The organism is Nocardia transvalensis NBRC 15921 (assembly GCF_000308875.1).
Lineage (GTDB): Bacteria > Actinomycetota > Actinomycetes > Mycobacteriales > Mycobacteriaceae > Nocardia > Nocardia transvalensis.
The window spans coordinates 92,555-118,031 of the sequence record NZ_BAGL01000081.1; the positions used below are offsets into that span (position 1 = coordinate 92,555).

At 68.3% G+C, this 25,477-nt stretch carries 32 protein-coding genes; 17 read left to right on the forward strand and 15 right to left on the reverse strand.

The features are described 5' to 3' along the window. Nucleotides 1-78: 78 nt before the first annotated feature. On the reverse strand, nucleotides 79-525 hold the full coding sequence (locus ON41_RS28445; protein ID WP_040751038.1) for a DUF6918 family protein: 447 nt from the start codon (nucleotides 523-525) through the stop codon (nucleotides 79-81). A gap of 85 nt (nucleotides 526-610) precedes the next feature. Then, nucleotides 611-1,267, reverse strand: coding sequence for a PaaI family thioesterase (locus ON41_RS28450; RefSeq protein WP_040751040.1), 657 nt, complete (start codon nucleotides 1,265-1,267; stop codon nucleotides 611-613). A gap of 83 nt (nucleotides 1,268-1,350) precedes the next feature. On the opposite strand from ON41_RS28450, the gene ON41_RS28455 reads away from it, so the two are divergent. The 8 genes from ON41_RS28455 (at nucleotide 1,351) to ON41_RS28490 (ending at nucleotide 8,232) form a co-directional block, all read left to right on the forward strand. Continuing rightward, nucleotides 1,351-2,244 carry a 1,4-dihydroxy-2-naphthoyl-CoA synthase gene (locus ON41_RS28455; protein WP_040751042.1) on the forward strand — a complete coding sequence of 298 codons (894 nt, stop codon included), beginning with the start codon at nucleotides 1,351-1,353 and terminating at the stop codon, nucleotides 2,242-2,244. Between the two features lie 265 nt (nucleotides 2,245-2,509). Further along, nucleotides 2,510-2,905 carry a VOC family protein gene (locus tag ON41_RS28460; RefSeq protein ID WP_040751043.1) on the forward strand — a complete coding sequence of 132 codons (396 nt, stop codon included), beginning with the start codon at nucleotides 2,510-2,512 and terminating at the stop codon, nucleotides 2,903-2,905. A gap of 111 nt (nucleotides 2,906-3,016) precedes the next feature. Beyond that, nucleotides 3,017-4,291, forward strand: coding sequence for an inorganic phosphate transporter (locus ON41_RS28465; protein ID WP_083905703.1), 1,275 nt, complete (start codon nucleotides 3,017-3,019; stop codon nucleotides 4,289-4,291). Then, nucleotides 4,291-4,581 (forward strand): hypothetical protein, encoded by a 291-nt coding sequence (locus ON41_RS28470; RefSeq protein WP_040751045.1) that lies wholly within the window; start codon nucleotides 4,291-4,293, stop codon nucleotides 4,579-4,581. Before ON41_RS28465 ends, ON41_RS28470 begins: the two co-directional genes overlap by 1 nt. 21 nt (nucleotides 4,582-4,602) lie before the next feature. Further along, on the forward strand, nucleotides 4,603-4,959 hold the full coding sequence (locus ON41_RS28475; RefSeq protein WP_051162676.1) for a DUF3349 domain-containing protein: 357 nt from the start codon (nucleotides 4,603-4,605) through the stop codon (nucleotides 4,957-4,959). A gap of 133 nt (nucleotides 4,960-5,092) precedes the next feature. After that, nucleotides 5,093-6,196: an o-succinylbenzoate--CoA ligase gene (gene menE, locus ON41_RS28480; protein ID WP_051162678.1), complete on the forward strand. Its 1,104-nt coding sequence runs from the start codon at nucleotides 5,093-5,095 to the stop codon at nucleotides 6,194-6,196. Between the two features lie 186 nt (nucleotides 6,197-6,382). After that, nucleotides 6,383-7,393 (forward strand): daunorubicin resistance protein DrrA family ABC transporter ATP-binding protein, encoded by a 1,011-nt coding sequence (locus ON41_RS28485; protein ID WP_040751049.1) that lies wholly within the window; start codon nucleotides 6,383-6,385, stop codon nucleotides 7,391-7,393. Beyond that, nucleotides 7,390-8,232, forward strand: a complete 843-nt coding sequence (locus ON41_RS28490) for an ABC transporter permease (RefSeq protein WP_040751051.1) — start codon at nucleotides 7,390-7,392, stop codon at nucleotides 8,230-8,232. The genes ON41_RS28485 and ON41_RS28490 overlap by 4 nt, the downstream gene beginning before the upstream one ends. A 53-nt stretch (nucleotides 8,233-8,285) precedes the next feature. Here ON41_RS28490 and ON41_RS28495 read toward each other — a convergent pair whose 3' ends face one another. Then, entirely contained in the window at nucleotides 8,286-11,726 is a 3,441-nt protein-coding gene (locus ON41_RS28495; RefSeq protein ID WP_051162680.1) for an AfsR/SARP family transcriptional regulator, read from the reverse strand. Between the two features lie 179 nt (nucleotides 11,727-11,905). Between ON41_RS28495 and ON41_RS28500 the strand changes: the two genes are divergently transcribed. Further along, a complete protein-coding gene (locus tag ON41_RS28500) occupies nucleotides 11,906-12,775 on the forward strand; it encodes a 1,4-dihydroxy-2-naphthoate polyprenyltransferase (protein WP_040751053.1) in 870 nt (289 codons plus the stop codon). On the opposite strand, the gene ON41_RS28505 is transcribed toward ON41_RS28500, so the two are convergent. The 4 genes from ON41_RS28505 to ON41_RS28520 all read right to left on the reverse strand — a co-directional run bounded on the left by ON41_RS28505 (nucleotide 12,772) and on the right by ON41_RS28520 (nucleotide 14,615). Beyond that, complete coding sequence (locus tag ON41_RS28505) at nucleotides 12,772-13,155, reverse strand: phage holin family protein (RefSeq protein ID WP_040751055.1); 384 nt, start codon at nucleotides 13,153-13,155, stop codon at nucleotides 12,772-12,774. The two genes, ON41_RS28500 and ON41_RS28505, sit on opposite strands and share 4 nt — an antisense overlap. 68 nt (nucleotides 13,156-13,223) lie before the next feature. Continuing rightward, entirely contained in the window at nucleotides 13,224-13,835 is a 612-nt protein-coding gene (locus tag ON41_RS28510; protein ID WP_040751057.1) for a Clp protease N-terminal domain-containing protein, read from the reverse strand. After that, nucleotides 13,835-14,056, reverse strand: a complete 222-nt coding sequence (locus ON41_RS28515; RefSeq protein ID WP_040751059.1) for a helix-turn-helix domain-containing protein — start codon at nucleotides 14,054-14,056, stop codon at nucleotides 13,835-13,837. Before ON41_RS28515 ends, ON41_RS28510 begins: the two co-directional genes overlap by 1 nt. 223 nt (nucleotides 14,057-14,279) lie before the next feature. After that, the gene (locus ON41_RS28520; RefSeq protein WP_040751060.1) at nucleotides 14,280-14,615 is read right to left on the reverse strand and encodes a DUF4229 domain-containing protein; all 336 of its coding nucleotides are present in this window, start codon (nucleotides 14,613-14,615) and stop codon (nucleotides 14,280-14,282) included. Nucleotides 14,616-14,851: 236 nt separating this feature from the next. Here ON41_RS28520 and ON41_RS28525 point away from each other — a divergent pair, with 236 nt between their 5' ends. Then, nucleotides 14,852-15,085 (forward strand): BldC family transcriptional regulator, encoded by a 234-nt coding sequence (locus tag ON41_RS28525; RefSeq protein WP_051162682.1) that lies wholly within the window; start codon nucleotides 14,852-14,854, stop codon nucleotides 15,083-15,085. 71 nt (nucleotides 15,086-15,156) lie between these two features. Beyond that, nucleotides 15,157-15,354, forward strand: a complete 198-nt coding sequence (locus ON41_RS28530; protein WP_040751061.1) for a hypothetical protein — start codon at nucleotides 15,157-15,159, stop codon at nucleotides 15,352-15,354. 56 nt (nucleotides 15,355-15,410) lie between these two features. Here the strand turns inward: ON41_RS28530 and dapA are convergent, their stop codons facing one another. Then, nucleotides 15,411-16,301: a 4-hydroxy-tetrahydrodipicolinate synthase gene (dapA, locus tag ON41_RS28535; RefSeq protein ID WP_040751063.1), complete on the reverse strand. Its 891-nt coding sequence runs from the start codon at nucleotides 16,299-16,301 to the stop codon at nucleotides 15,411-15,413. Nucleotides 16,302-16,371: 70 nt separating this feature from the next. Between dapA and ON41_RS28540 the strand changes: the two genes are divergently transcribed. Then, the gene (locus ON41_RS28540; protein WP_040751065.1) at nucleotides 16,372-17,277 is read left to right on the forward strand and encodes a LysR family transcriptional regulator; all 906 of its coding nucleotides are present in this window, start codon (nucleotides 16,372-16,374) and stop codon (nucleotides 17,275-17,277) included. Here ON41_RS28540 and ON41_RS28545 read toward each other — a convergent pair. Then, nucleotides 17,252-18,124, reverse strand: a complete 873-nt coding sequence (locus tag ON41_RS28545) for a class I SAM-dependent methyltransferase (RefSeq protein ID WP_040751122.1) — start codon at nucleotides 18,122-18,124, stop codon at nucleotides 17,252-17,254. The genes ON41_RS28540 and ON41_RS28545 overlap by 26 nt on opposite strands. Before the next feature lie 116 nt (nucleotides 18,125-18,240). Here ON41_RS28545 and ON41_RS28550 point away from each other — a divergent pair, with 116 nt between their 5' ends. Next, on the forward strand, nucleotides 18,241-19,164 hold the full coding sequence (locus ON41_RS28550) for an NADP-dependent oxidoreductase (protein WP_040751067.1): 924 nt from the start codon (nucleotides 18,241-18,243) through the stop codon (nucleotides 19,162-19,164). A gap of 6 nt (nucleotides 19,165-19,170) precedes the next feature. Here the strand turns inward: ON41_RS28550 and ON41_RS28555 are convergent, their stop codons facing one another. The 4 genes from ON41_RS28555 to ON41_RS28570 form a co-directional block, all read right to left on the reverse strand. Then, complete coding sequence (locus ON41_RS28555) at nucleotides 19,171-19,821, reverse strand: hypothetical protein (protein ID WP_040751068.1); 651 nt, start codon at nucleotides 19,819-19,821, stop codon at nucleotides 19,171-19,173. Nucleotides 19,822-19,903: 82 nt separating this feature from the next. Then, entirely contained in the window at nucleotides 19,904-20,743 is an 840-nt protein-coding gene (locus ON41_RS28560) for a helix-turn-helix domain-containing protein (protein WP_040751069.1), read from the reverse strand. Beyond that, entirely contained in the window at nucleotides 20,740-21,276 is a 537-nt protein-coding gene (locus ON41_RS28565) for a DUF6879 family protein (RefSeq protein WP_051162684.1), read from the reverse strand. Before ON41_RS28565 ends, ON41_RS28560 begins: the two co-directional genes overlap by 4 nt. Further along, nucleotides 21,257-21,586, reverse strand: a complete 330-nt coding sequence (locus tag ON41_RS28570; RefSeq protein WP_040751124.1) for a hypothetical protein — start codon at nucleotides 21,584-21,586, stop codon at nucleotides 21,257-21,259. The genes ON41_RS28565 and ON41_RS28570 overlap by 20 nt, the downstream gene beginning before the upstream one ends. 396 nt (nucleotides 21,587-21,982) lie before the next feature. Here ON41_RS28570 and ON41_RS41875 point away from each other — a divergent pair, with 396 nt between their 5' ends. Then, complete coding sequence (locus tag ON41_RS41875; RefSeq protein WP_157185650.1) at nucleotides 21,983-22,141, forward strand: hypothetical protein; 159 nt, start codon at nucleotides 21,983-21,985, stop codon at nucleotides 22,139-22,141. A gap of 105 nt (nucleotides 22,142-22,246) precedes the next feature. On the opposite strand, the gene ON41_RS28575 is transcribed toward ON41_RS41875, so the two are convergent. Then, complete coding sequence (locus ON41_RS28575) at nucleotides 22,247-23,062, reverse strand: SDR family NAD(P)-dependent oxidoreductase (protein WP_218003570.1); 816 nt, start codon at nucleotides 23,060-23,062, stop codon at nucleotides 22,247-22,249. 92 nt (nucleotides 23,063-23,154) lie between these two features. On the opposite strand from ON41_RS28575, the gene ON41_RS28580 reads away from it, so the two are divergent. Further along, nucleotides 23,155-23,757: a TetR/AcrR family transcriptional regulator gene (locus tag ON41_RS28580; RefSeq protein WP_051162686.1), complete on the forward strand. Its 603-nt coding sequence runs from the start codon at nucleotides 23,155-23,157 to the stop codon at nucleotides 23,755-23,757. Between the two features lie 16 nt (nucleotides 23,758-23,773). Here the strand turns inward: ON41_RS28580 and ON41_RS28585 are convergent, their stop codons facing one another. Further along, complete coding sequence (locus ON41_RS28585; RefSeq protein WP_040751073.1) at nucleotides 23,774-24,700, reverse strand: LysR family transcriptional regulator; 927 nt, start codon at nucleotides 24,698-24,700, stop codon at nucleotides 23,774-23,776. Between the two features lie 83 nt (nucleotides 24,701-24,783). Between ON41_RS28585 and ON41_RS43505 the strand changes: the two genes are divergently transcribed. Further along, nucleotides 24,784-24,918, forward strand: coding sequence for a hypothetical protein (locus ON41_RS43505; RefSeq protein WP_276325758.1), 135 nt, complete (start codon nucleotides 24,784-24,786; stop codon nucleotides 24,916-24,918). A gap of 9 nt (nucleotides 24,919-24,927) precedes the next feature. Next, nucleotides 24,928-25,476 (forward strand): hypothetical protein, encoded by a 549-nt coding sequence (locus tag ON41_RS28590; protein ID WP_063709968.1) that lies wholly within the window; start codon nucleotides 24,928-24,930, stop codon nucleotides 25,474-25,476. Nucleotide 25,477 lies beyond the last annotated feature (1 nt).

Genomic DNA, 25,477 nt, shown 5'->3' on the forward strand with positions numbered 1-25,477 from the left:
CGACGAAGTCGCGAGCATCGGGTGCCGACCACCGGGACCAAGAGGCCACAAACCCCGCCGTGGCGGAGCCGCGGCCAACTACCCAGCGTGACGCTGGATCAGGTCGCCGACCCGGGGAAGGGCCTCGGCGACATGCTTTTTCGCCGACGACCGGACCGCGGAGTACGCCTTCTTCAAGGCAGGGCGCGAGGAGCTCTCGGCCCGGGCGTCGGTCACCGCGAGCAGCGCCTCGGCAACCTCGTCCTCCTTGGAGACGAGCAGATCGGCGAACGAGCCGTTACCCGAGGCCTGGAACTCCGCCCAGTACGGCTCGAGCCGCTCGACGAACTTCGGCACGAACGACTCCAGCCCGTCCGACACGATGGTCGGGCTGACCTTCTTCGCCGCCGCGTATGCGCCCTTCACGGCCAGGCCCGATGCGCCGCCCTTGTCCGACACCTCCGCTTCCAGCACCTGCTGGGCATCGGCGATGAAGGCCGGTCGCTTGGCGTCATCGAGCAGGGATTCAGACAGTGCTGCAACCACTTTCAGGTTCCTCCGGATAGATTTTCGATGAGCGAGCGCACGCAACTATACGCACCGGACGAACGTGACACACAGGTCCGACCCGCTATGGCTGCCACGGCAGCAACTGCACCATGAGTCCTTCACAATCGGCCAGCAATGTTTCAGATTCGTCGGTGAGCCGCGCGCTGACGAATGCCTTGCGCCCGTCCGTCCGGTCGACAGTGCCCTCCACCAGCAACGGCGTGTCCAACGGAGTGACCTTGCGGTAGTTCACATGCAGGTAGGCGGTGCGGCTGATCGGCCGTCCGGCGTAGTGCACGAGGGACCCGAAGAGATCATCGAAGAGTAGGGGCAACACGCCACCGTGCACCGCGCTGTTGCCGCCGAGGTGGTACCGGCGGAACCGTCCGCGCATCCGGACGCCGCCGGGCCCGGCCGCTACGACTTCCCAGGGCGGCATGAGCAGGCTCCCACGGCCGGGAAGTGCGGTCACCCGGCCCGCCGGTCCCTGCAATTCGGGCGCGCGGTGGGGTTCGAGCAGATCGATCAGCTGTTGCGCCTGCGCCAGCGCCCGCCCGTACTCCTCGTCGGTGCAGTCCACCGAGACCGTGAGGTCCTGTAGCGTGCGCATGGCCTCGACGAACGCCCCGAAGTTGGGGCCCGGTTCGGCCTCCACGACCTTGGGAAACCCGCCGTGATGCTCGTAGCGATCGGTATCGATCGCGCTCCGGTCGATAACCGGTTCCACTCGCTCACTCATACCTGCACGGTAATCCGTGTTCTTACGCTGTCCAACCCAACCCAGCGGTAACAACCGACACGGAGCCGCTGCAAAATGACACCGTGACGTTCAATGCGAAACTTTGGGAGCCGGTCGCCGGGTTCGAGGACCTGACCGACATCACCTACCACCGGCACATCGAGCAGGGCACGGTGCGCGTGGCGTTCGACCGGCCGGAGGTGCGCAACGCCTTCCGCCCGCACACCGTCGACGAGTTGTATCGCGCGCTCGACCATGCCCGGATGACCTCGGACGTCGGCGCGGTCCTGCTCACCGGCAACGGCCCGAGCCCCAAGGACGGCGGGTGGGCGTTCTGCTCCGGCGGCGACCAGCGCATCCGCGGCCGCAGCGGCTACCAGTACGCCGACGGCGAGACGGCCGACACCGTCGACAAGGCCCGCGCGGGACGGCTGCACATCCTCGAGGTGCAGCGGCTGATCCGGTTCATGCCGAAGGTGGTCATCGCCCTGGTGAACGGCTGGGCGGCCGGGGGCGGGCACAGCCTGCACGTGGTGTGCGATCTCACCCTGGCCAGCCGCGAGCACGCCCGGTTCAAGCAGACCGACGCCGATGTGGGCAGTTTCGACGCCGGCTACGGCAGCGCGTACCTGGCGAAGATGGTGGGCCAGAAGTTCGCCCGCGAGATCTTCTTCCTGGGCCGCCCCTACACCGCCGAGCAGATGCACCATATGGGCGCGGTGAACGCCGTCGTCGACCACGACCGGCTCGAGGACGAGGCCCTCGAATGGACCGCCGAGATCCTCGGCAAGTCCCCCCAGGCCCAGCGAATGCTCAAGTACGCCTTCAACCTCACCGACGACGGCCTGGTCGGCCAGCAACTGTTCGCCGGCGAGGCCACCCGCCTCGGCTACATGACCGACGAGGCCGTCGAGGGCCGCGACGCCTTCCTGGAGAAGCGCAAGCCGGACTGGTCCCCGTACCCCTGGTACTTCTGAGCACACCCGGCGCACCACCACTCGTTTCCCGGCGCGCACCACCACCCCTTTCCCGGCGTGCTTCACCACTCGTTTCCCGGCATGCTTCCACCACTCGTTTCCCGGCGCGCTTCACCACTCGTTTCCCGGCATGCTTCACCACTCGTTTCCCGGCGTGCTTTTGGCCGGGAACTCGCGAGATTCCGGCCAAAAGCGTGCCGGAAACAGGTGGGTCGGAAGATCGATACGGCCGAGAGGGCGGCGGGCGCCCTCTACCCTCGAACCCGTGGACATTCTCGGCAGCCGCGTCATCTTGCGACCGGCGAACTACGAGCGAACATTGGCGTTCTATCGGGACGGGCTGGGGCTGGCGATCGCGCGGGAGTATCCGGGCGGCACCGTGTTCTTCGCGGGGCAGTCGCTGATCGAGGTGGCCGCGCACGGCCGGCGCGAGGACGCGCCCGGTGACTTCGCGGGCGCGTTGTGGCTGCAGGTGCGCAGCGCGGACGATGCCGCGGCGGAACTCGCGCTGCGCGGGATCGGCATCGATCGCGCGCCCGTGCGGGAACCCTGGGGACTGATCGAGATGTGGACGCGCGATCCGGACGGCGTGCCGATCGTGGTGGTGGAGATCCCGGCGGAACACCCACTGCGCAGCGACAACCGCAAGCCGCGGGAATGAGGGTCCCGACCAGCGAATTCCCGGCATCGCACCCGGCATACCATCCGGTCTTGTCAAAGGTGGCGGCAGCCTGACCACAGCGTTAACGGATCGATAACGCACACTGGAGCGGTGACCGCCGAACTATTGGTTCTGCTCATCGTCGTCGTCACTGCACTGGCCTTCGACTTCACCAACGGTTTCCATGACACCGCCAACGCGATGGCCACCTCCATCGCCACCGGCGCGCTTCGTCCGCGGACCGCGGTTCTGCTGTCGGGCAGCCTGAATCTGATCGGCGCGTTCCTCAGCGTGGAGGTCGCGGCGACCGTGGCGGAGGGCATCGTCCGGCTCAACGAGGTCGGCGGCCCCGACCTGCTGGAGATCGTCTTCGCGGGCCTGGTCGGCGGCATCCTGTGGAATCTGGTGACCTGGCTGCTCGGATTGCCGTCGAGTTCCTCGCACGCGCTGTTCGGCGGGCTCATCGGCGCGACCATCGCCGCGCTCGGCTGGAACGGCGTCATCTGGTCGGCGGGTAAGCAGGGCGTGATCAGCAAGATCGTGCTGCCCGCGGTGCTGGCGCCGGTGGTCGCCGCGCTGGTCGCCGCGATCGCCACGTGGCTGGTCTATCGCATCACCCGCAGCAGCGACGAGAAGGTGGTCAACCGCGGCTTCCGCTGGGGCCAGATCGGTTCGGCGTCGCTGGTGTCGCTGGCCCACGGGACCAACGACGCGCAGAAGACCATGGGCATCATCTTCCTGGCGCTCATCGCCTACGGGTCGCGCTCGCCGTCGGATTCGCTGCCGCTGTGGGTGATCGTGTCGTGTGCGGTGGCCATCGCCGCGGGTACCTCGCTCGGGGGCTGGCGCATCATCCGCACCCTCGGCAAGGGGCTGGTCGACATCACCCCGCCGCAGGGGCTCGCCGCCGAATCCACCAGCGCCGCCATCATTCTGACCTCCGCGCACTTCGGCCTGCCGCTGTCGACGACCCAGACCGTGACCGGCTCGATCCTCGGCACCGGCCTCGGCCGGGGCGCGGAGGTGCGCTGGCAGGTGCTGGGCCGCATGGTGGTGGCCTGGGTGCTCACGCTGCCCCTGGCGGGCGTCGTGGGCGCGATCTGCTGGGGGCTGGCGCACGGCATCGGCGGGCTGGCCGGTGTGCTGGTGGTGTTCGCGGTGCTGATCGCGCTGGCGACGATCATGTGGCTACGCTCGCGCCGGGCGCCGGTACACGCGTCGAACGTCAACGCCGAGTGGGGTGAGCTGCCCTCCCCCGGAGCTGCCGGACCAGCGAGCGCTACCGCGCCACCGAGCGAGGCTGCCGCCCACGGTGATCCCGTATCGCGGGACGGCGAATCGACGCGCGGATCGGCACCCTCGCAACCGCCGGTAAGGAGGCCGTGATGGATACCGTGACGCTGGTCGCGAAGGAGTTGTGGCAGGTCACGCTGGCGGCGTTGATTTTCGGGGCCGGGCTGCCCGCGATCTTCGCCTTCGGTGTGCGATTCCACTCGCGCGCGACCGTGAGCGCCGACGGCGGCGCGGCGGTCTCGCCGGGACGCCGCCGGGCCGCCGCCGCGACGGCCGCGCTGTGCTTCGCGGTTGTGCTGGTGGCGGTCGTCGCGGGAGTGTTGTTCGTCGCCAAGGCATTTCTCGCCGCTCGTCTCGGCATCCACCTGTTCGGACAGGGCTGACCGCCCGGAAGGACATATCCCGTGACCGATGAACCGCAGTCCACATCACCGCAGACGCCCGAGCGTTCCGAGGCCGAGCGCTCGGTCCTCGGCAAGGTGCTCGGCTGGCTGAGGGCCGGATATCCGCAGGGCATCCCGCAGTCGGATTACGTGGCGTTGCTCGCCGTGCTGCATCGCCGCCTCACCGACTACGAGGTGCATCTGATCGTCGAGGAGCTGGTCAGCGAGCGCGCGGGCGACGACGAGATCGCCCGGCACGAGATCGAGGACGCGATCGCCCGAGTTGCCAAGGAGCAGCCGGGCGAGGACGATATCGCTCGTGTGGCCTCCCGGCTGGCAGCCGGTGGCTGGCCGCTCGCGACAGTGACGTCGGACTGATTCTCCTCCCTACCCGAGTGAAGGAAGCGCGGACCCGTTCGCGGGTCGTCGGCCCTGACATGACACGATCGCGAACGTGAGCAGCACCCTGCGGACCCTTCCCATACCCACCGGAGCCGCGGTGGGTGAGGTCATGCCGCACCTGCGAGAGGCACTGGCCGGCAACGGTCCGGCCTGGTTGCCGGTGCCGACGGGTGATCGCCGCGAATCACACCGGCTCTCCAACGCCCTGCGTCCCGGCGAACCGATCGAGGACGAGGTGGCGCTCGTCGTCACCACCTCGGGCACCACGGGGGTCCCCAAGGGAGCGATGCTCAGCGCGGCCGCCCTGCGCGCCAGCGGGACCGCCACGCACGAGCGGCTGGGCGGGCCGGGCCAGTGGCTGCTGGCGCTGCCGACCCATCACATCGCCGGAATTCAGGTGTTGCTGCGCAGTATCCAGGCCGGCACCGAACCCGTCGTACTGGACGTTTCGGACGGTTTCCTACCCGACGGCCTGGCGACCGCCATCGCGGGGATGACCGGTCCGCGCCGGTACACCTCCCTCGTGCCGACCCAGCTGATCAAGGCCCTCGACGAGCCGTCCGGCGCGGAGGCGCTCGCGTCCCTCGACGCCGTGCTGATCGGCGGCGCGCCCACCCCGAAGCCGGTGCTGGAGCGTGCCCGGGCCGCGGGCATCACCGTGGTGCGCACGTACGGCATGAGCGAGACCTGCGGCGGCTGCGTCTACGAGGGCATCCCGCTCGACGGCGCCGAGGTGCGCATCGAGGACGGCCGGGTGCTGCTCGGCGGGGCCATGCTCGCGAGCGGCTACCGCGGACTGCCCGACCACCCCGCCTTCGCCGAACCCGGCTGGTTCCGCACCGAGGACGCCGGGGTCTACGAGAACGGCGTCCTGACCATCCAGGGCCGCCTGGACGAGGCCATCATGACCGGCGGCCTGCTGGTGATCCCGCAGGTGGTGGAGGCCGTGCTGGCCAACCACCCCGGAGTGAGCGAGGTCGTCGTCCTGGGTCTGCCCGACGAACGCCTCGGCCAGCGCGTGGCCGTCGCCGTCGTCCCCACCGCCGGCTCCCGCCCCACCCTCGACGAGCTCCGCGACCACGTCACCCGCGAACTCGACGCCATCGCGGCCCCCCGCGAACTCGCCGTCATCGACGAGGTTCCTATGCGTGGGCCCGGGAAGCCGGACCGCATCAAACTGCGTGAGCATCTCCTCGCCGACGCTCCGCACTGACGTGGATTCCGGCCGAAAGCGTGCCGGAAGCGAGGATTTCTTCCCGCATCGCAATGCTCGTTTTCCGGCGTGCCGTTGGCCGGAAACCAAGGTTGAGCGTGGGAAACGCTGACGAAAGCCCGGCTTGCGTGGGCGTGCAACAGTGGCGCAAGGGGCGTGCAAGGGTGGGGTCGCAGAGTGTGTGGCATGACTTCATACGCACCTGCTGATGCTCTCGCAATCGAGGCGGACGGGCTGGTCAAGGTCTTCGGGGAGCAGCGAGCCGTCGACGGCGTGAGCCTGGCGGTGCCGCAGGGCGCCGTGTACGGCGTGCTGGGACCCAACGGGGCCGGTAAGACCACCACCATCCGCATGCTCGCCACGCTGCTGCGCCCGGACGGGGGCAGCGCGCGGATCTTCGGCCACGACGTGATGGCAGAACCGACCGCGGTCCGCTCGCTCATCGGCGTCACCGGGCAGTACGCCTCGGTCGACGAGAAGCTGAGCGCCACCGAGAACCTGATGATCTTCTCCCGCCTGCTCGGCCTGAGCCGCTTCGACGCCCGGCGCAAGTCCGCCGAACTGCTGGAGGAGTTCGGACTGACCGAGGCCGCCAACAAACCCCTGGAGAACTTCTCCGGCGGTATGCGGCGCCGGCTCGATCTGGCCGCCAGCCTGATCTCCACCCCGCCGCTGCTGTTCCTCGACGAGCCGACCACCGGCCTGGATCCGCGCACCCGCGCGCAGATGTGGGAGACCATCCGGCGTCTGGTCCGCGAGGGCGCGACCGTCCTGCTCACCACGCAGTACCTCGACGAGGCCGATCAGCTGGCCGACCGGATCGCGGTGATCGACCGCGGCAAGGTCATCGCCGACGGCACCTCCGACGAGCTGAAGGCGTCGGTCGGGGTGTCGGCGCTGCAGATCACCGTCGCCGATCCCGAACGCACCGAGACCGCCCGCACCCTCATCGGCGAATTCCTCTCGCACGCCGCGGGCAAGCTCGTCGAGGCCAGCGTCACCCCCGAGGCCCGCCGCATCACCGCACCCCTGGACGATCCGGGCGTCACCGCCGATCTGCTGATCCGGTTGCGCGACAACGACGTCCGGGTCGACGAGATCACCGTCAGCAAGCCGAGCCTGGACGAGGTCTTCTTCGCCATCACCGGGCACGGCGCCGAAGAGACCGATACCGATTCCGAGAGGAGCGCGGCATGACAACCACGATGACCGCCCCTGCCCAGACCGGGCGCCACGCGGCGCCCGTCGCGATTCCCCAAGTCAGCAACCACATCTCACTCCGCCAGACCGTGGCGAATTCGCTCACCATGGCCTACCGCGGGATCCTCAAGATCAAGCACAATCCCGAGCAGCTGTTCGACGTCACGATCCAGCCGATCCTGTTCACGGCGCTGTTCGCCTACATCTTCGGCGGCGGCCTCGCCGGGAGCATGCACGACTACCTGCCGACCCTGATTCCGGGCATCCTGGTGCAGACCGTGGTGCTGACCTCGGTCGTCACCGGCACCCAGCTCCGGGAGGATATGGACAAGGGCGTCTTCGACCGGTTCAAATCCCTTCCGATCGCCCGCATTTCGGCGCTGTCGGGCGCGCTGATCGCCGATATGGTGCGCTACGGCATCGCGACCGTCCTCACCATCGTGATGGGCCTGATCCTGGGTTACCGGCCCGGCGGCGGGGTCGTCGGCGTGGTCACGGCCGGCCTGGTCGTGGTGCTCTGCTCGTTCGCCGTCAGCTGGATCTGGGCGCTGGTCGGAGTCACTGGTAAGAGCGCCTCGGCCGTCCAGGGCATCTCGATGATGATCATGTTCCCGCTGACCTTCATGTCCGGCGCCTTCGTCGGCGTGAACACCATGCCCGGCTGGTTGCAGGGCCTGAACAAGGTCAACCCGATCTACTACATGGTCAACGCGTCACGAGAACTGATGAACGACAACGTCTTCTCGAGCAACCTGGTCTGGTGCCTGGTCGGCTCGGTGGCCGTGGTCGTGATCTTCGCACCCCTCGCGATCCGGGCCTACATGCGCCGGGCGTGACCCACACCGCACCGAGCGTGTCCGCCGACCGGGAAACCGGTTGGCGGACACGCTCATTCGCGTACCGTGTCGAGGACCTCGCCCAGCATCCGCATCACCCGCTCCGCCGCCACCCGGCGGCTCAGGCCCGGCAGCGCCCGCCGGACGTTCTCCAGCGCCTCCTCGCCGACGACCGGCCGGTGCAGCGCGAGGTGCCGATTCCAGCGCATCGAGGGCATGTCCTGGCGGCCGACGACCTTCGGCGCGAGCGCCAGCAGGGACAGCCCCGTCTGCGTATTCTTGCCGGTGGCAACGAGATACGTGCCGATCGCGCAGGCGACCGCGCCGATCTGCGGCAGATCGAAGTACTGCGCCAGCCGCGCCAGCGTCTCGTCGATCAGCTGCGCCGGCAGCGCCGGAACCTCGGACAGCCGGTCGTGGAGCACATGCGCGTCGAGGACGGCCGCGCCGATCAGGATGTCGCCGGGACCGGGCGCCACCTGCTGCAGGGGCCAGTCGAACAGCTCCAGCGATTTGCGATAGGTCCGCAGGCCGCGCTCGATCTCCCCTTCGGCGAGTTCCAGTTCCGCGAGCCCCGACACCACCATCCCGCGCCGGTGATTCGGCCGCACCACGGGATCGTCGAGATCGGTGCCGTCGTCCACCATGCCCAGCGCGAATTCCAGTTCCGTGCGGGCCGCCACCGGCTCCCCGGCGCCGACCAGCGCGACGGCCAGGAAGGTGCGGATCTCCACGGCCTCCTCGTAGCTGTGCAGCAGCACCAGCAGATCGACGGCACGGCGGTAGTAGCCCGCCGACTCCCGGTAGTGCGCCTGCTGCGAGGACATCTGGCCGAGATGCTGGCAGGCCATCGCGGTGCTCCAGACATCGTGGGGCTCCACGATTTTCAGCACCTGGATCGCGTCCTGGGTGGAGCCGTACACGTCGCTGTTGTTCTCGCGCATGTTCGCGCGCAGCATCAGCGCCACGGCGCGCACGTCGTCGTCGGGACTACGAGCGCCCTCGGCGAGCTTGCGCCCGAGCCGGCTGACGTCGGGTCGCAGGCAGATCAGCTCACCGAAGTAGCGGGCCATCGGGGTCAGCGGTGCGGTCGAGTTCAGCAGCCGGCGGGTCCGCCCGCGGATGATCGCGAGCGCCCGCAGGCCCGCGTTGCCGAACATCAGGTGCGCCCCGACCGTCAGGTAGGTCTGCATCTCCAGCGCGGCCTGCTCCAGCGTGCGCTCGCCCGTCGGCGGCGCCACCGCGAGCAGTCGCGGCGCCCAGTTCATCAGTTCCATATGGCCGCCCCGCATGACCCACAGGGTGGCCACGACCGCGAAGACCGAGTACACGGTTTCGGCGTCCTCGGTGTCCAGCGCGTATCGGAGCACGGCGAGCAGGTTGTCCAGTTCCGCGGCGACCGACAGCACCACTTCGACCTGGTCCTGTGTCTGGTACCGCCGCGCGACGTCGACGACGAATTCCCGCGCCCAGCCGCACATCCGGTCCATGACGAGATCGGCCTCGCCGTCGATCAGCTGCTCCTCGCCGAATTCGCGGACCGTCTCCAGCATGCGGTAGCGCGTCCCGACCTCGTCGTCCCCCTCGAGCACGGTGAGCAGCGACTGGCTCACCAGACCCTCCACGGCGCCCATCGGATCGATGACCCCGTCCCCACCGGCCACGAATTCGGCTGCGGCGAGGGTGAATCCGGCCGGGAACCGGCACAGCCGCCGCAACGCGATCTGCTGTTCGGGATCGAGGAGATTCCAGCTCCACTCGATCACCGCGTGCAGCGTGCGATGCCGTTCCGGCGAGGTGCGGTCGCCCGAGCGCAGCAGGGCGAACCGGTGCTCGAGCCGCGCCTCGATCTCCTCCACGCTCATCGTCCGCACCCGGGCCGCGGCGAGTTCGATGGCGAGCGGCAGCCCGTCCAGCGTCCGGCACAGCCGCGCCACGGCCTCGGGTTCCAGCCGCACCGACGGCCGGACGGCGCGGGCCCGCGCGACGAAGAGGTCGGTGGCCGGTGAACCGTGCGCGTCGATGGCCAAGGGCGGCAACGGGTAGACGGTCTCGGCGGTGATCGCCAGCGGGGCCCGGCTGGTGGCCAGCACGGTCAGCTGATCGCACGCGCCGACCAGATCCGCGACCACCTCGGCGACGGCGTCGATCAGGTGTTCGCAGTTGTCGAGGATCAGCAGCATCGGCCGCAGCGACAGCGCCTCCCGCAGGCGCCGGCGGCCGTCGATGATCTGATTCGGGCGCAATACCTTTGTCTCGCGGGAGTATTCGCTCATCCCGAGCGTCGCGCCGATGGCGGCCTCGATCTCCGCGCAGGTCGCCGCCAGGCCGTCCGGATCGGCCCGCAGCGAGGCCAGCTCGACCATCGCGACCGGCTGCTCGCCGCCGACCCGCGCGCCCAATTCGTTGGCCACCCTGGTCTTTCCGGTACCGCCGGGTCCGAGGACGGTCACCGCCCGCGAGGTCCGCAGCGACCGTTCGAGGGCGTCGAGATCGGCCTCGCGGCCCAGCAGCGGATTGGGCGCGGCCCGCAACCCGATCGTCGACAGCAGCGGCGGCGCCGGGCGTTCCGCGTGCCCGTCACCGGATTCGGGCGTCAGGGCATGCTGTGCCGAGGACACCAGCTGCACCGGCGTCCGGCTCGCGGCGGGCCTGGCGCGCGCGGGCTCCGGCATCGGTTCCCCGCGCAGGATGGCGGTATTCAGCGTGACCAGGGCCGGGCCCGGATCGGCGCCGAGTTCGTCGCCCAGCCGTTTGCGCAGCGTCGCAAAGACTTCCAGGGCCTCGTTGGACCGGCCGTCGGCGGCGAGCAGGCGCATGAGCGTGCCGTGCGCGGGCTCGTCCAGCGGCTGCGCGAGCGCGGCCCGGCGGGCGACGGCCGTCGCGCCGGCGAGATCACCGGCCTCCTCGCGGGCCGCCAGTTCCAGGCCGTCCAGGGCATTCCAGCGCGCCGCCGCGAGTTCGCCCAGTTCGTCCGCGACCGGGCCGGACGGCAGATCCGACCCCGGCTCGCCCCGCCACAGCCGCCGCGCCCGCGCGATCCGCTCCAGGCAGCCCGCCGCGTCGCCGCTGTCGAGCAGGTCCCGGGCCTCCCGCTCGAGGAGGCGCGCGGCGCTCAGATCGACCGCGCCCTCGGGCAGCACCAGCCGGTACCCGGCCGGGCCGATCTCCAGCGCGCCCTCCGGCAGCACCGACCGCAGCCGCGACACCTGCGTGTGCAGCGCGTTCATCGGCGCCCGCGGGGGCTGCTCGCCCCAGACCTCGTCGATCAGCGCCTGCGCGCTGCGGCTGCGGCCGGGATGCGCGGCGAGCGCCGCGACCAGCAGGCGCGCCCGGGCGCCGGGAACCGCGGTGAGTTCGCCGTCCTTGCGCACCGCGATCTCGCCCAGCAGCGCCACCAGGATCCGCGCCCCGGGCAGATTCTCGTCCCGGTTCGTGCCCGACCGGGTGTGTGTCGTCCCGGCGCCTGTGGAGCCGCTGTGATCAGGAAACATGCCGTCGCAATCGTATGTGACCGGTCTACTGGTTATCGGGCGCGCAACAGTGCGGATCACCGCTCCCCATTGTGCGCCGCGTCGCCGCATATTCTAATCCGATATATCGGAATAATTCTACCGATACAGTGGCGGGCGCGCTCGGTTGCCGAGTCCCCGGTGCGCATTAGGCTGCGAGGATGGCAAGTCCCGCACAATGGCTCGAAGGCGCCCGCCCGCGCACCCTTCCCAATGCGATCGCCCCGGTCCTGGTCGGCACCGGCGCGGCGGCGTCGCTGGACGGCGCGGTCTGGTGGAAGGCGCTGCTGAGCCTGGTGGTGTCGCTCGCGCTGATCATCGGCGTCAACTACGCCAACGACTACTCCGACGGCATCCGCGGCACGGACGACGAGCGAGTCGGCCCGCTGCGGCTGGTCGGCTCGGGTGCGGCGAGCCCCGCCGCGGTGCGCGCCGCGGCCGTCGCGAGCCTGGCGGTGGCCGCCGTCGTGGGCCTGGTGCTGGTGTTCACCACGGCGTGGTGGCTGTTGCTGGTGGGCGCGGCCTGCCTGGCCGGGGCGTGGTTCTACACCGGGGGCGCGAAACCCTACGGCTACAGCGGTTTCGGCGAGATCGCGGTGTTCGTGTTCTTCGGCCTGATCGCGGTGCTGGGCACCGAATTCGTGCAGGCCGAGCGGATCGAGTGGGCCGGTGTGGTCGGCGCGATCGGCGTCGGCGCGTTCTCCAGCGCGGTGCTGGTCACCAACAACCTGCGCGATATCCCGACCGATTCGGTGACCGGGAAGACCACGCTGGCCGTGCGCCTCGGCGACACCCGCACCCGCACACTGCATATGGTGCTGCTGGGGGTGCCGTTCGCGGTCTCGCTGCTGCTGGTGGCCAGGACCCCGTGGGCCCTGGCCGGCCTGCTCGCGATTCCGCTGGCCGTGCGCTCCAACGCGCCCGTGCGCGGCGGCGAGAACGGACCGGGCCTGATCCCGTCGCTGCGCGACACCGGCCTGGCGATGCTGGTGTGGTCGATCCTCACCACCATCGCGCTGGCGATCGGCTAGTCGTTGTCGGGCACCAGGATGCCCAGTACCCAGTTGACCAGCGTGATGATGATCGCGCCGAAGATCGCGGCCCAGAAGCCGTGCACGCGCAGACCGTACTCGGTGGTCTCGGTGATCTTCGCCGTGAGCCACAGCATCAGGGCGTTGATCACCAGCAGGAACAGGCCCAGGCTGACGATCACCAGCGGGAGCGACAGCAGTTTCACGATCGGCTTGACGAGGGCGTTCACCAGACCGAAGACGATCGCGACGGCGAGCACCACCACGATCTTCGCGCCGGTGCCCTGATCCGACGGGCTGACCAGGTCGATATCGGCAACCCAGGCGGCGGCGAGCCAGATCGCGACCGCGTTGATGATCAGGCGTAGCAAGAGGACCATGGCGACATGCTAACGGCCGCCACGCCCGTCGGCCGGGCGTAGCGGCCACCGCGCGGCTACCCGGATCCTCAGGCCGCGCGGTCCAACAGGTCGTGGACGTTCTCGCGCAGCCGGCGCACGCCGTCGTCGCCGCCGGCCAGGTCACGGACGGGATCGTTGGGCGCGCGCAGCACGCCGAGCAGCACGTGCGCGGCCTCGATGCGGTCGTCGCCCCGCGAGAGCGCCTCGCGCAGCGACAGTTCCAGCGCCTTCTTGGCTTGCTTGGTGAACGGGATATGGCCGAAGGTCATACCGCCGCGACGACGGAAGCGGCCCCGCTTGGGCTCGTCCTCCGGCGGCACGGCGCGGTCGAGCGCGTCCGAGCCGAAGGTGGCCTCCAGGCTCTCGCGCACGGCGTCGAGATCGATGCCGATGGAGCGCAGGGCCGCGGCGTCCTCCTCGCCCAGGGGCTCTCCGATGGGCTCGGCGGCGTCCTCGCTCAGCCCGCGGCCCAGGCTCTCCCGGATGCCCTCGGCGGTGAGGCCGTTCTCCGACAGCACTTTTCGCAGGCCCGCGTCGGGGCACGCGGCCAGCCCGAGCAGCAGGTGCTCGATATCGATGTGCGGAGAACGCAATTCGCGCGCCTCCTCCTGCGCGACCACGACCGCGTACCGCGCCGCCTTCGAGAATCGTTCGAACATCAGCGGATCCCGCCTCTCCGGTTGTACTTCTGGTGGACCGCCTGCCGGCTGACCTCGAGCGCCTCGGCGATCGCCTGCCAGGACCAGCCCTGTTCCCGGGCATTGGCCACCTGGATCGCCTCCAGCCGTTCGAGCAGCCTGCTCAGCGCGAGCACCGCGCGCAGCCCGACCTTGGGGTCGGGACTGCCGGCGGCGGCCGCCAGCGTTGTTGCTTCACTCATGTCGTCAATTTACGTTGACATTCGGCAGGCGTCAACGAAAATTGACATGTCGGGCGAGGGTGTTCGCCACCGGTGAAAAACACGGGCGGAGACGTCAGCGAAAGACGTTCGGGCGCAGCGGCCGTCAGGGACGGTTTGCTGGGATTTCGATCAGGTGGTGTGCACGCCGCGCGGGCCGGTAGCCCGCGCGGCACAGGGCGCGCGGTACCAGGGGCGGAGCGCTCTAGCCCTCGTCGCCGCGCATGCGGGCGCGCAGCTGGGCCTTGTCGGTGCGCCGCTTCTGATCGACCGCCGCGATGTCCTCGTTGACCCGGGCGCGCAGCCGCTTGAACAGCACCAACGACAACGGCAGCGCGATGATCAGCGCGAACAACAGCGCCACGATCAGGGGGATATCCACAGACAGCACATGCGCCAGCCCGACGATGACGGCGGCGAGGACCGCGACCAGCACCAGCCGGGCCAGGGTGTACAGCACCAGGTTGCGCGCCAGCCGCCGGCCAGCGGCGGCCGGGGCGGGATCGGCCGGTGCTCCGTCCGGTCGGGATGCGTCACTCACGACGACCAGCCTAAGCGACGGCCACACATCGCGACCGCCCCGCCCGGCGTCCGGAACGTTCGGATCGCTGCATATTCGCTGGACAGCGTTTGCCGGACCGTCGCCAATCCGTACGCATATCCGATTTGTCTATTACTTCCCCTTTACCAACGTTAGATCATTCGAGTACGTGGGGGGTGCGGTGCAACGATGTCGCTATCTGATGAGGGAACTGTCGATTACGGAAAGGTTTGCGAATGACTGCGATCACCGCGGCGAGCCGCACTTTGGGTTCCGTCAACGGCCAGGAGGCCCTCCTGACCCCCGGGCAGGTAGCAGCACTGTTCCATGTCGATCCCAAGACCGTCACCCGCTGGGCGCACGCCGGGCGGCTCGGTTCGCTGCGCACGCCGGGTGGCCACCGGCGTTTCCGTGAGTCCGAGGTGATGCAGCTGCTCAGGTCGCTGACCACCGAGGCGACGCGCGCCTGACCCTTATTTCCGGCGTCTGCGGTGCCGCAGGTACGGACACGGATTACCCTCGATGACAGGAGGTGAGTGACGTGGCGTACCTGTTGGCACTCATCGCGGTCGTAGCCGTCGCGGTGCTGTGCTGGAAGGCGTTCGGGCCGGAGCGCTCGCATCGACTCGGTGCCGGTTCCACTCGACGCAATCGCATTATCGGCCCCGACGACGATCCGGAATTTCTCTGGCGCCTGTCGCGCCAGCATCGCGACGGCGACCCCGGAAACGATCGCTGATTTCCCCTTCGCGGGTGCGACCCCACTGTGACTCGCTTCACATGTGCAGTCGGTAATCAGACCGGTGCGGCGATGCTGCTGTCCAGCGCCGCCAGCGCGACCGTCACGGCCGCGTCGGTGGCGGGGAGCAGCGGCAGCCGCACGGCCGCGCTCGGAATACGGCCCTGAGCGGCCAGAACACCTTTCACCACAACGGGATTGGGCTCGGCGAACAGCGCCCCCGACAGCGGCGCCAGCAGGTTGCCGAGTTCCCTGGCCCGGTCCATCGAGCCGTCGCGCCACGCGGCGGTCATGTCCACATACGGCGTCGGCGCCACATTGGCGCTGGCCAGAATCGCGCCGGACGCGCCGAGCGCCAGCAGCGGCGCGGCGAACAGGTCGTCCCCCGCCAGCACGCTCGTCCCGGCCGGGCGCCTGCTCATGAACGCGATGGTCGCCGCGTCGATACCGCCCACCGCGTGCTTGAATCCGGCGACGCCGGGCAGTTCGGCCAGGCGGCACAGGCTTTCGGCGTCGAGCGATACGCCGGTGCGGTAGGGGATGTTGTACACCAGCACGGGAACCGGCGAGGCCGCGGTCACGCTGCGGAAGTGTTCCACCACGCCGGCGGCGGACGGGCGGGTGTAGTACGGCACCACGACCAGTGCCGCGGTGACCCGCGCATCGAGTCCGGCCAGCGACGCCATGGAGTCGGCCGTCGAATTCGACCCGGTCCCGGCGATCAGCGGGACCTGCCGCTCCCGGCACACGGTGGCGCAGATATCGAGGACCCGGCGGCGCTCGTCACCGGTCAGGGTGGCGGGTTCGCCCGTGGTTCCCAGCGCGACGATCCCGGACGCGCCCGCGTCGAGCACGTCGTGCGCGAGCCGTTCCAGGGCGTCGGCCGCGAGGTCGCCGGTCGCGGTGAACGGCGTGATCAGCGGGACGAACAGGCCGGTAAGCGTCATGGCTTCACCCTGATGGATTCGATGCTTCACGTCTATTTCAGGTTTCTGCATGCGAGCTTAAGATGAACTGATGCTCGATGTCCGACGCCTGCGCCTGTTGCGCGAGCTGGCCCAGCGCGGCACGATCGCGGCCGTCGCCGAGGCGCTCGCCTATACGCCGTCCGCGGTATCCCAGCAGCTGGCCGCGCTGGAGCGCGAGGCGGGGGTGCCGCTGCTGGAGCGGACCGGCCGCAGCGTCACGCTCACCCCGGCGGCCCTGCGGCTGGCCGAGCACGCGGAGGCCATCCTCGCGGTGCTGGAGCAGGCGTCGGCCGAACTGGCCACGGCCCGAACCGAACTCACCGGCACACTGCGCATCGGCGCTTTCCCGACGGCGGTGCGGACCATGCTCTCCCCGGCGCTCGTCGCGCTCAGCCGGGAACATCCGCGCCTGGAACTGCTGGTGTCCGAGCTGGATCCGGTGAGCGCGCCGGCGGCGCTGCGGGCGGAGTCGCTCGATATCGCGCTGGTCCAGGAGTACGACTACGTGCCCGCCGCGCCCGAGACCGGGCTGGATACCGAACCGTTCCTGGAGGAGACGGTCTATCTGGCCGCGCCGTCTCCGGCGCCGCTGGCCACGCACCGCGACTCGCCGTGGATCGCGAGCACCCACGGCACGCTGTGCCACCTCATGACCGTACGGGCTTGCGAGGCAGCGGGTTTCGCGCCGCGCATCCGCCACCACGCCGACGATTTCGGAACCGTGCTCGCACTGGTCGCGGCCGGTCAGGGCGTGGCGCTGGTGCCCGAGTTGGGCGCGCTGCACATTCCCGAGGGCGTCGCGCTCGTTCCGCTGCCGACCCGCCGGCGGACCCGCCTGGCCTACCGCCGCGGCACCGGGGCCCACCCGGCCATCGCCGCCGCCCGCGCCGCCCTGCACACCGCGTGTGCCGCGATTCCGGCCGCGGGCGTCAGTCCCGGTGGAGATGCCAGATGATCACCGCGGGGACTCCCTCGCTTGCGAGATGAGCCGCAGCGGGGGTCAGGGCCGCCAGCGACCACGGCCAGGCCTCCCACGGACCCGGGCCGGTGGCAGGCTCTCCCGGTTCCGGCGCAGGTAGCGAAGGCTCTTCGCAGCCGCGGACCGACAGTCCCGCGGCCAGGGCGGCGCGCAGGTGATCGCCGGTGCGGTGGGGGTAGGTGCGCAGGCGGGCGGGGGTGCCGTCCGGGCGGCGCACCGTCGGCACGTGGGTGCGGGCCACCTGCTCGGGGTGGATATCGGTGATCACCACGTGGCCCCCCGGGCGGAGTACGCGGGCGAATTCGCTGTAGGCGGGTACCAGATCCGGGATGTGTGACAGGGCGAGCGAGCAGGTCACGATATCCACGGAGGCGTCGTCGACCGGCAATTCTTGAAGGTCGCCGGCCCGGAAGTCCGCCTCCGGGAGCCGCTTTCGCGCGTGGTCGAGCATATGGGGTGAGCTGTCGACGCCGACGACGTGATGCCCGCAGTCCGCCAGCACCTCCGCGACCCGGCCCGTCCCGCACGCCGCGTCCAGAGCCGTGCCCGGTGGCAGGGCCCCGGCGATATCGCGCACGACCGGCTCGTCGAAATCGAAGGCGGGGTTGGGGCCGTCGTAGGTATCCGCCCAGATCTCGTATCCCGCAACGGTATCCACCACCTCGACCGCGATGCCTCGGCGCAGCGCGGGGTCGTCGAGCAAGCGGCGGATCTCGTCTATCCGTGCCTCGCCGAAGTCCCGGTCGCGCTCACCGGCGAAGGTGCGCAGCAGGGCGATGCCTTCCAGGCCGAGGGCGTAGGACAGGGGGCTCTCGTACGACATGGGCGCGAGGTTAGCGATCACGGCCCACTGCGGGCGAGCCATTTCCCACCGCGAGTATGGTGCGAGGCAGGCACTAATCGATCATTTCCGGCGGCAACCCGACCTCGGGAGGACGTATGAAAGCGATCATTGCCAACGCCTACGGTGAGCCCGACGCACTGGAATTCGGCGAGCTTCCCACCCCGAAAGTAGGCCCTGACCAGGTGCTTATCGAGGTCAGGGCGGCCGGGGTGAATCCGGTCGACTGGAAGGTCCTCGCCGGATATCTGGACCCGATGATGTACGCGTACTTCCCGCTGATCCCCGGCTGGGACGTGGCGGGAGTGATCACGCAGCTCGGCCTGGATGTGCCCGAATACCAGGTCGGCGACGAGGTGATGGGGTACGTCCGCCGCGACGAGGTGCAGCACGGCACCTACGCCGAACTGGTCGCGGCGCCGGTGCGGACGCTGGCCCGCAAGCCCGCGGCGCTGAGCTGGCAGCAGGCGGGAGCCCTGCCGCTCGCCGGGCTCACCGCCTACCAGGTGCTGAACCGCGTGGGGCTTTCATCCGGCGAAACGGTGTTGATCCACGCCGCGTCCGGCGGGGTCGGCTCGCTCGCCGTCCAGATCGCCGTCGCCCGCGGCGCTCGCGTCATCGGCACTGCCAGCGAACGCAACCACGACTTCCTCCGCTCCCTCGGCGCTGAACCGATTACCTACGGCGACGGCCTGGCGGACCGGGTCCGCGCACTCGCGCCCGAAGGCATCGACGCCGCAGCCGATTTCGTCGGAAGCGGCGTGATCGAGTTGTCCCAGGATCTCCTGCGCGACCGCTCCCGAATCGCCTCGATCGCCGACGGCAGCGTGGGCGAGAAGGGCGGACATCAGGTATGGGTACGGCCCTCCGCGGTCGACCTCACCGCGCTCGCCGAATTGGCCGACGCCGGGAAATTGACCGTACCCATCGACACCGCATTGCCGTTGGCCCAGGCCGCCGAGGCTCTCGAAGTGAGCAAGAAGGGCCGGTCACGAGGAAAGATCGTGCTCGAGGTCAGCTGACAGACCTCATTTCGCGTCGATGAGATCACGCAGATCATCCGGCTCCCAGAAGCCCTCCACTCCGGGCAGCCGGGTGAGATAGTCCATCGCGTCGTCCGGAGTCCAGCCGTGCGACTCCACGAGCCCCGCCGCCAGCATGGCGAGATACCGCGGCGAGGGCCGGTTCAATTCGACGGCCGCACAATCCCACGGCGAGGTGAACGCCAACACGGGATACCTGTCCAAATCCGCTATGTGCAGCAGAGTTTCGTACCGCCCCTCCCCCAACTTGCTCATCCCATTACCCACCACATCCCCCAGATCGAACCCCGCGGCAGTCCCCGGATCCCGATACATCTCCTGCGCCATAAGGTCACCGAACTGCTCCACGGTAATCAGATACCCCCGCGCCGCGGCCCCCAACGGCCACCCTTTGATCGGCCTATGCGCATAGAACGCAACTCCCCCGGTCCACACCGGACTCTCCCACGCGAAATAGATAGTCCCCGGCAGCGTCAGCGGCGTAATAGCCCGAGGCGGCGTCGGATCCCGAAATCCGGGGTAGGTACGCGGCGTCCCAGGCAGATTCCCACCCTTCCGGTAGTAATCGAACCGGCGCTCGAACAGATTGGAACCGTACGCGGCGTACCACACGTGAGTCGATCCACCTGCCTGCATGAACTGCAGCTTAGTAGCAACGAGTCGGAATCGAAGGTTCTCGGCCACGCTGGGCGTTCGCCCGAAAGACTCACTTCACCAATCATCCCCGCCGTCGACTCTCGAGTATCGTGCCGATCAATTCTCGAGCGGCATCACCGGTGACGGACTGCCGGGCCAAGGTATCGAATGCCCGCCCGTAGAGCGCTATCTCCCTCGGCTGAGTAATCCGCAGTTCGGCAGAGACGCCCTCGACCAGTACCAGTCGGTTGTCGTACATCGCGAAGTTGCTTGCTACCACCAGCGCCTCCGACTCGGCGGGCACGATGCCGAGCGTGACACGTGGCATCCCTATCATCGAACTCAACCTGTCCAACTGGCCGATCATGACACCGTTTCCACCTACCGTCGTGCGGAGCGATTGCTCACCCATCAAGAAGTGACAGCGATACTTTCGGCGGTACAGGATCTGCTGCCGCTCCAGTCTTTTGGACACACCACTGTCCACATCGGTTGATATGCCATGGAATTCGGCGGCCCGCCTCAGCTTGGCCTCGGCGTAGTCGGCGGTTTGCAGCAAGCCGGGGATGATCTGCGGTTGATAATTTCGGATGAAGGTTGCCTCGGTCTCCAGCTTCAAATATTGCTGCTGCCGGTGTTTGATGCCCGAACCGAGAGCGCGTCGCCACTCCAAATAGGCGCTATCTATGTTGTGCAGGACGGCGAGCAGCTCGGACTGCTGGTCGTCAGCGTCGGCGTGTGCACAGTATGCCCGGATGTCGTCATCGGTCGGCCTCGTCCGGCCGTACTCGATTTTCGACACCTTGGATTCGTGCCACCCAGCCAGTTCGGCCAGTTGCCGACCGGACAGGCCCGCACGACGCCGAAGCTCCCGGAGCCTGGCCCCGAGAGCTTCTCTCGCGTCGTGAACGCCATCTTTCACTGTCGAATATGCTCGCTCTCAACGTATTCGGTGTACGGCGCCGCCGATCGCCAAAGCCTTTCTCGCACACCCTGACAGTAGATAACGATCCCGGGATCGGTGGTCACCGCCATACCGGCCGGCGCTCCCTTGTCGTCAACGAGATTGTAGGCAACCCGTATGCCGTCCATGAGCCACCAGTCGTCCGGCGGCACCTCCCCGGCCAGATGGCGAGGGACATAGCGAATATCTTCCCCAGCCGCCACATTGTCACCGGTCACCGACAACAACCACCGGTGATAGTCGGTATGCGGAACCGTCACCACCCGAACCCTGCTCACGGATACACCGCGCGTGGTGGTCTCGCGTACGAGGTCCATCCAGCCGTCCTTATAGGCGTCCGGTAACGGCGGTAGCCCGTTCATGAACCGTCGAAACCGTTCCGACTCCTCCGGCACACCATAGGAATCCTTGGTTTCCAGATGAAAGGCTTCGGTCTCACACTCGTGGAGTAGGTCCGCCCACAACCGCGGATCACGCCGCCGAAACTGCACCGTAGAACGTCCTCTCCCGCATCGGCACTTCGATCGCAGCTTCCCCGCGAGCCAGGTCGAGTTGCCCCAGGGTCTCGCCGTCGGTCACCGGTCGTCCAGTGAGGGTGAACGTGCCGCGTCCGGTGTCGGTCATCGTGGTGCCGATGAACGTGTCCGGCTCAGCGAAACCCGGGAGAAGGTGCGGGATCTCGACGGTATCGCTCTTGCCCGTCTCCCATCCCTGCACCAAGAAGGTTCCCATGTCCGTGACGTACAGGCTCGGGCACTCCCCAACGTCGGAGCCGCCCTTACCGAGGAACCGCAGGCGCATGATCCTTACCCCCATTCTTCCTCTGTGCGCGGGGTTTTCCCGCACTTTCTGCATCATCCCGCACGGTGACCAATCACGTATGCAGATGGACCAATTCGAGCAAGACTGAGCAAGCTTGTCGCGGCGGTCAGGCCGAGATGCCTAGCGTCTCACCGACGGCGCAGTCTCTGGCACCCGCCGACACGTTCGCTCCCCAACTCTGAGCTACCTCATCACCGGAATAGAGGAAGACATGGAGCACCACTGGCGCACACGGCTTATCGAGTTCCCCGGAGGGATGTTGGAGATCCGCGATTACGGGGACTTGCCCGAATCAGACAGCGATTCGGGCGTCTACCTGGAACTCTGCAATCCCGCCCTCGAGGATCGAAGTGGCGAGACCGATGCGGAGGCATCATGAGTCTGTGGGGATGGCCGATCGGTTTGATCATCGCGATCGCCATCCCACTGACCGTCCTGGCAGCGGCAACGCTCTGGCCGCAAAACATCCCGAAGGACCAAACGGTCGAAGCCATCCGGAGACGAATCGACCATGAGGACGTGGAGAACAAGTGAGTAGCCGGTCGAGTATCAATACAGTTCGCGATCGCAACTGATCGGGGCCGCGATTTCGTCTACGGCTGAGGCGTTTCGGCTCGATCGAGTCGACGAATGCCGGGATCAACTAGCCGCCGCGACGGCTGGGTGCTGATCGTCGATTTCGGCGAGATGGTCGATCAGTTTTGTGCGGATGGCGGTGATGGCGTCCTGGCCCAGTGGCAAACGGAGTGGGGGCGTGGATGATTCGACGGCGGTGACGATCTGGTGGGCCGCGTGGTCGGGGTCGCCGTAAGCGCTCGGGTCGAGGTGGGTCAGGCGTTGGTGCGCGGCTTCCACGCTGGCGGCGTAATCCGGGTGCTGGGTCGGAGTGATATCCAGTGAGGCAACGAAATTCGTGCCGAACATGCCCGGCTCGACAATGGTGACGCCGATGCCGAGGTGGGCTACCTCCTTGGCGAGACCTTCGCACATGCCCTCGACCGTGAATTTGGTTGCGGCGTAGAGGCCCAGGCCCGGTGACGGAGCGGTGACGCCGGCCACCGATGAAATCTGCACGATATGGCCGGAGCGCTGTTCGCGTAGGGTCGGTAGTGCGGCGCGAATGACATTGAGCGAGCCGAAGACGTTGGTCTCGAAGACCTTTCGCACGGCGTCGTCGGAGATCTCCTCCAGGGCACCGAATATCCCGTAGCCGGCATTGTTCACGACGACATCCAACCGGCCGAACACATTCACAGCCTCTGCCACCGCCCGCTCGGCTTGCTCACCGTCGGTCACGTCCAAGGGCAGGACGAGAACGCGATCCGGATGCGCCGCCGCCAACTCCCGCAACGACTGCGCCCGCTCGGGCCGCCGGGCCGTGGCAACCACCCGTCCACCGGCGGCGGCCACCGCCCGGCTCATCGCGTACCCGAAACCCGACGCCGCGCCGGTCACCAGCCACACCCGATCGTTGCTCATCATACTCTCCTCATCAGGCGATATTTTCAATACTGAACGTATCGTATCGAAATGTGTAGACTTGCGCCATGGCCGAGCCGAACGATGCCCGCGGACCGGGCCGCCCCCGCAGCGAACGCTCCCGCCGGGCAGTGCTCATCGCGGCCCGGGAACTCCTGACCGACCGTGGCCTCCCCGGCCTGAGCGTCGACGACATCGCCGCCCACGCCGGCGTCAGCAAGAACACCATCTATCGCTGGTGGCCGACCAAGGCCGCGGTCCTGATGGACGCCTTCACCGACGCCTACGCGGGCAAGATGACAGCCCCGGCGGACGGCGACGCCCTGTCTCGCCTCCACACCCAGGTCCGCCGCGTCGCGCAGCTCATGAACACTCCGGAGGCCCGCCTGCCCTTCACGGCCCTGGTCGCCGCGGCCCAGCACGACCCCGAACTCGCTGCCGCCCTTCGCGAACGCTTCATCGAGAGCCGCCGGGCCGACGTCACCACGCTCATCGCACAGGGTGTCGAGGAGGGGCAGTTCCCCGCAGACGTCGACCCCGAGATCGTGATCGACCTGGTCTACGGGGCTCTGTACTACCGGCTCCTGATCAGCGGCGCGACGATCGACCCCGCGTACGCCGACCGTCTCATCGCAACGCTCACCCCTGTGCTACGCCCGACCTCGGTGTAGGAGCGACGAGTTCGATTCAGCGGGCCCAGTCCGGAACCCAGGTGCCGTCGGTCGATGTCGTTTCGTACCTGGTGTGGAGGTAGTCGAGGAAGTGGGCGAGGACGGGGTGGGGATTGTCGGCTCGCCAGATCACGGAGAGCGGGTAGACCGGGGTCGGGTCGATGATCGGGATTCGGCGTAGGTCGTAGCTTTCCGGCCAGAGGTAGCGGGTGCCTTCGCAGACGAAGGTGGCGAGCTGGGGCGAGTCGGCGATCTCGGCGAGGAGCGCTTCTGCTCCGAAGCTCGGCCCGGCCGTATCGATGGTGAGTCCGAAGGCCGCCGCCAGATCCTCGTAATAGCCGAGGGGTTCGGCATCGACCATGCCGGGCATCCAGATGCGGTGCGCGGCAAGGTCGGCGACCGTCACGGCTTTTGCATCGGCGAGCGGATGCCGCGGCCCGACCAGTAGTTGGTGCCGATCATCGAGCACCCGCGCCGCGCGAAGTTCACGCGGAACATCCAGGCCTCGTAGGGATCTGAAGGTGGCGTCGAGGGTTCCGGCACCGACCTCCGCCAGCGCCGTCGCGGCATCGGCGTGAGCCAAAGTGACGACATCCAACTCGATGCCGGGGTGTTCCTGATAGAACGCGTACAGAGCGTTGGAAGGTGCGACCCTGCGCGCGACGACATCGATCCGCAGGGCCCGACGCCCCGGTGCCACGGCCGCGACGACACGTTCGGCGGCGCGGAGCAGTTCCCGTGCATGAGGCAGCAGCGCCTGCCCGTCGACGGTGAGCCGCGCCCCACGAGCGGTCCGCGCGAAGAGCTGCACCCCAAGCTCTCGCTCCAGCGACGCCACTCTTCTCGACGCCCCCTGCTGAGTAATCCTCAGGTCATCGGCAGCGGCCTGAAACTGACCCGTCTCGGCCACCGAGACGAAGGTCCGAACCGCATCGAGATCCACGGCCGAAACCTACATCCACAATGAATCGTTGTGGCGCACAGCTCGCCCCGTTGTCCCAGTCCTGCGCGACCTACGCTGATCGAGTGATCACCATCGGGTCCAAGGCGGGAACATTGCCCGCAGCAGACCCACCCCCGGACCAGAGCAAAACCGGCCACCTCCGCTACCGCCTCAACAAACTGTTGTTCGCCGACCTCCGCTACTCATACGGCCAGTAGGAGTAATCCATGAACGAAGAGCAGATTCGAGTGGTCGGGGCTATCGAGGCGACCTTCGAACAGGCGATACGCCAAGGACTTCGCCGCTCTGCGGTCGCGGGAGCTTCCGACGAACAGATCGATCGATTCGCCGCTGCGCAGGGCTGTGCCGACGCACCGGTATCCGTTCGAGCGGTGTTGCGGGTGGTGGGCAGCCAACCCGGATTGTGGTTGGCCGGCACGCATTTCGGTGTGCACGCCGTCACCAGCGACACCAAGCGGCAGGCGATTGCTTCCCTCACGACCGTGCAACACGGGATGCGCGCCCCGGACGGCCTACTGACCCTGACCTCACACCAGAGCTACGCATACACCGCGATCGACGGCGCGGATCTCCATCTGGACGATCCCCCGGTATGGGCCATCATCGAACACGAGTACGCCCGCGAGACTTGGCCGCACGTCTCCACATGGTTCACCGCCACCGCCCCCGACATCGCGCGCTACCGCGAGCGGGCCGAAATCATGGCCGAGATGGGCAGGACGCCTCGCTGGGCGGATGCGATCAACCTCGGCTGAA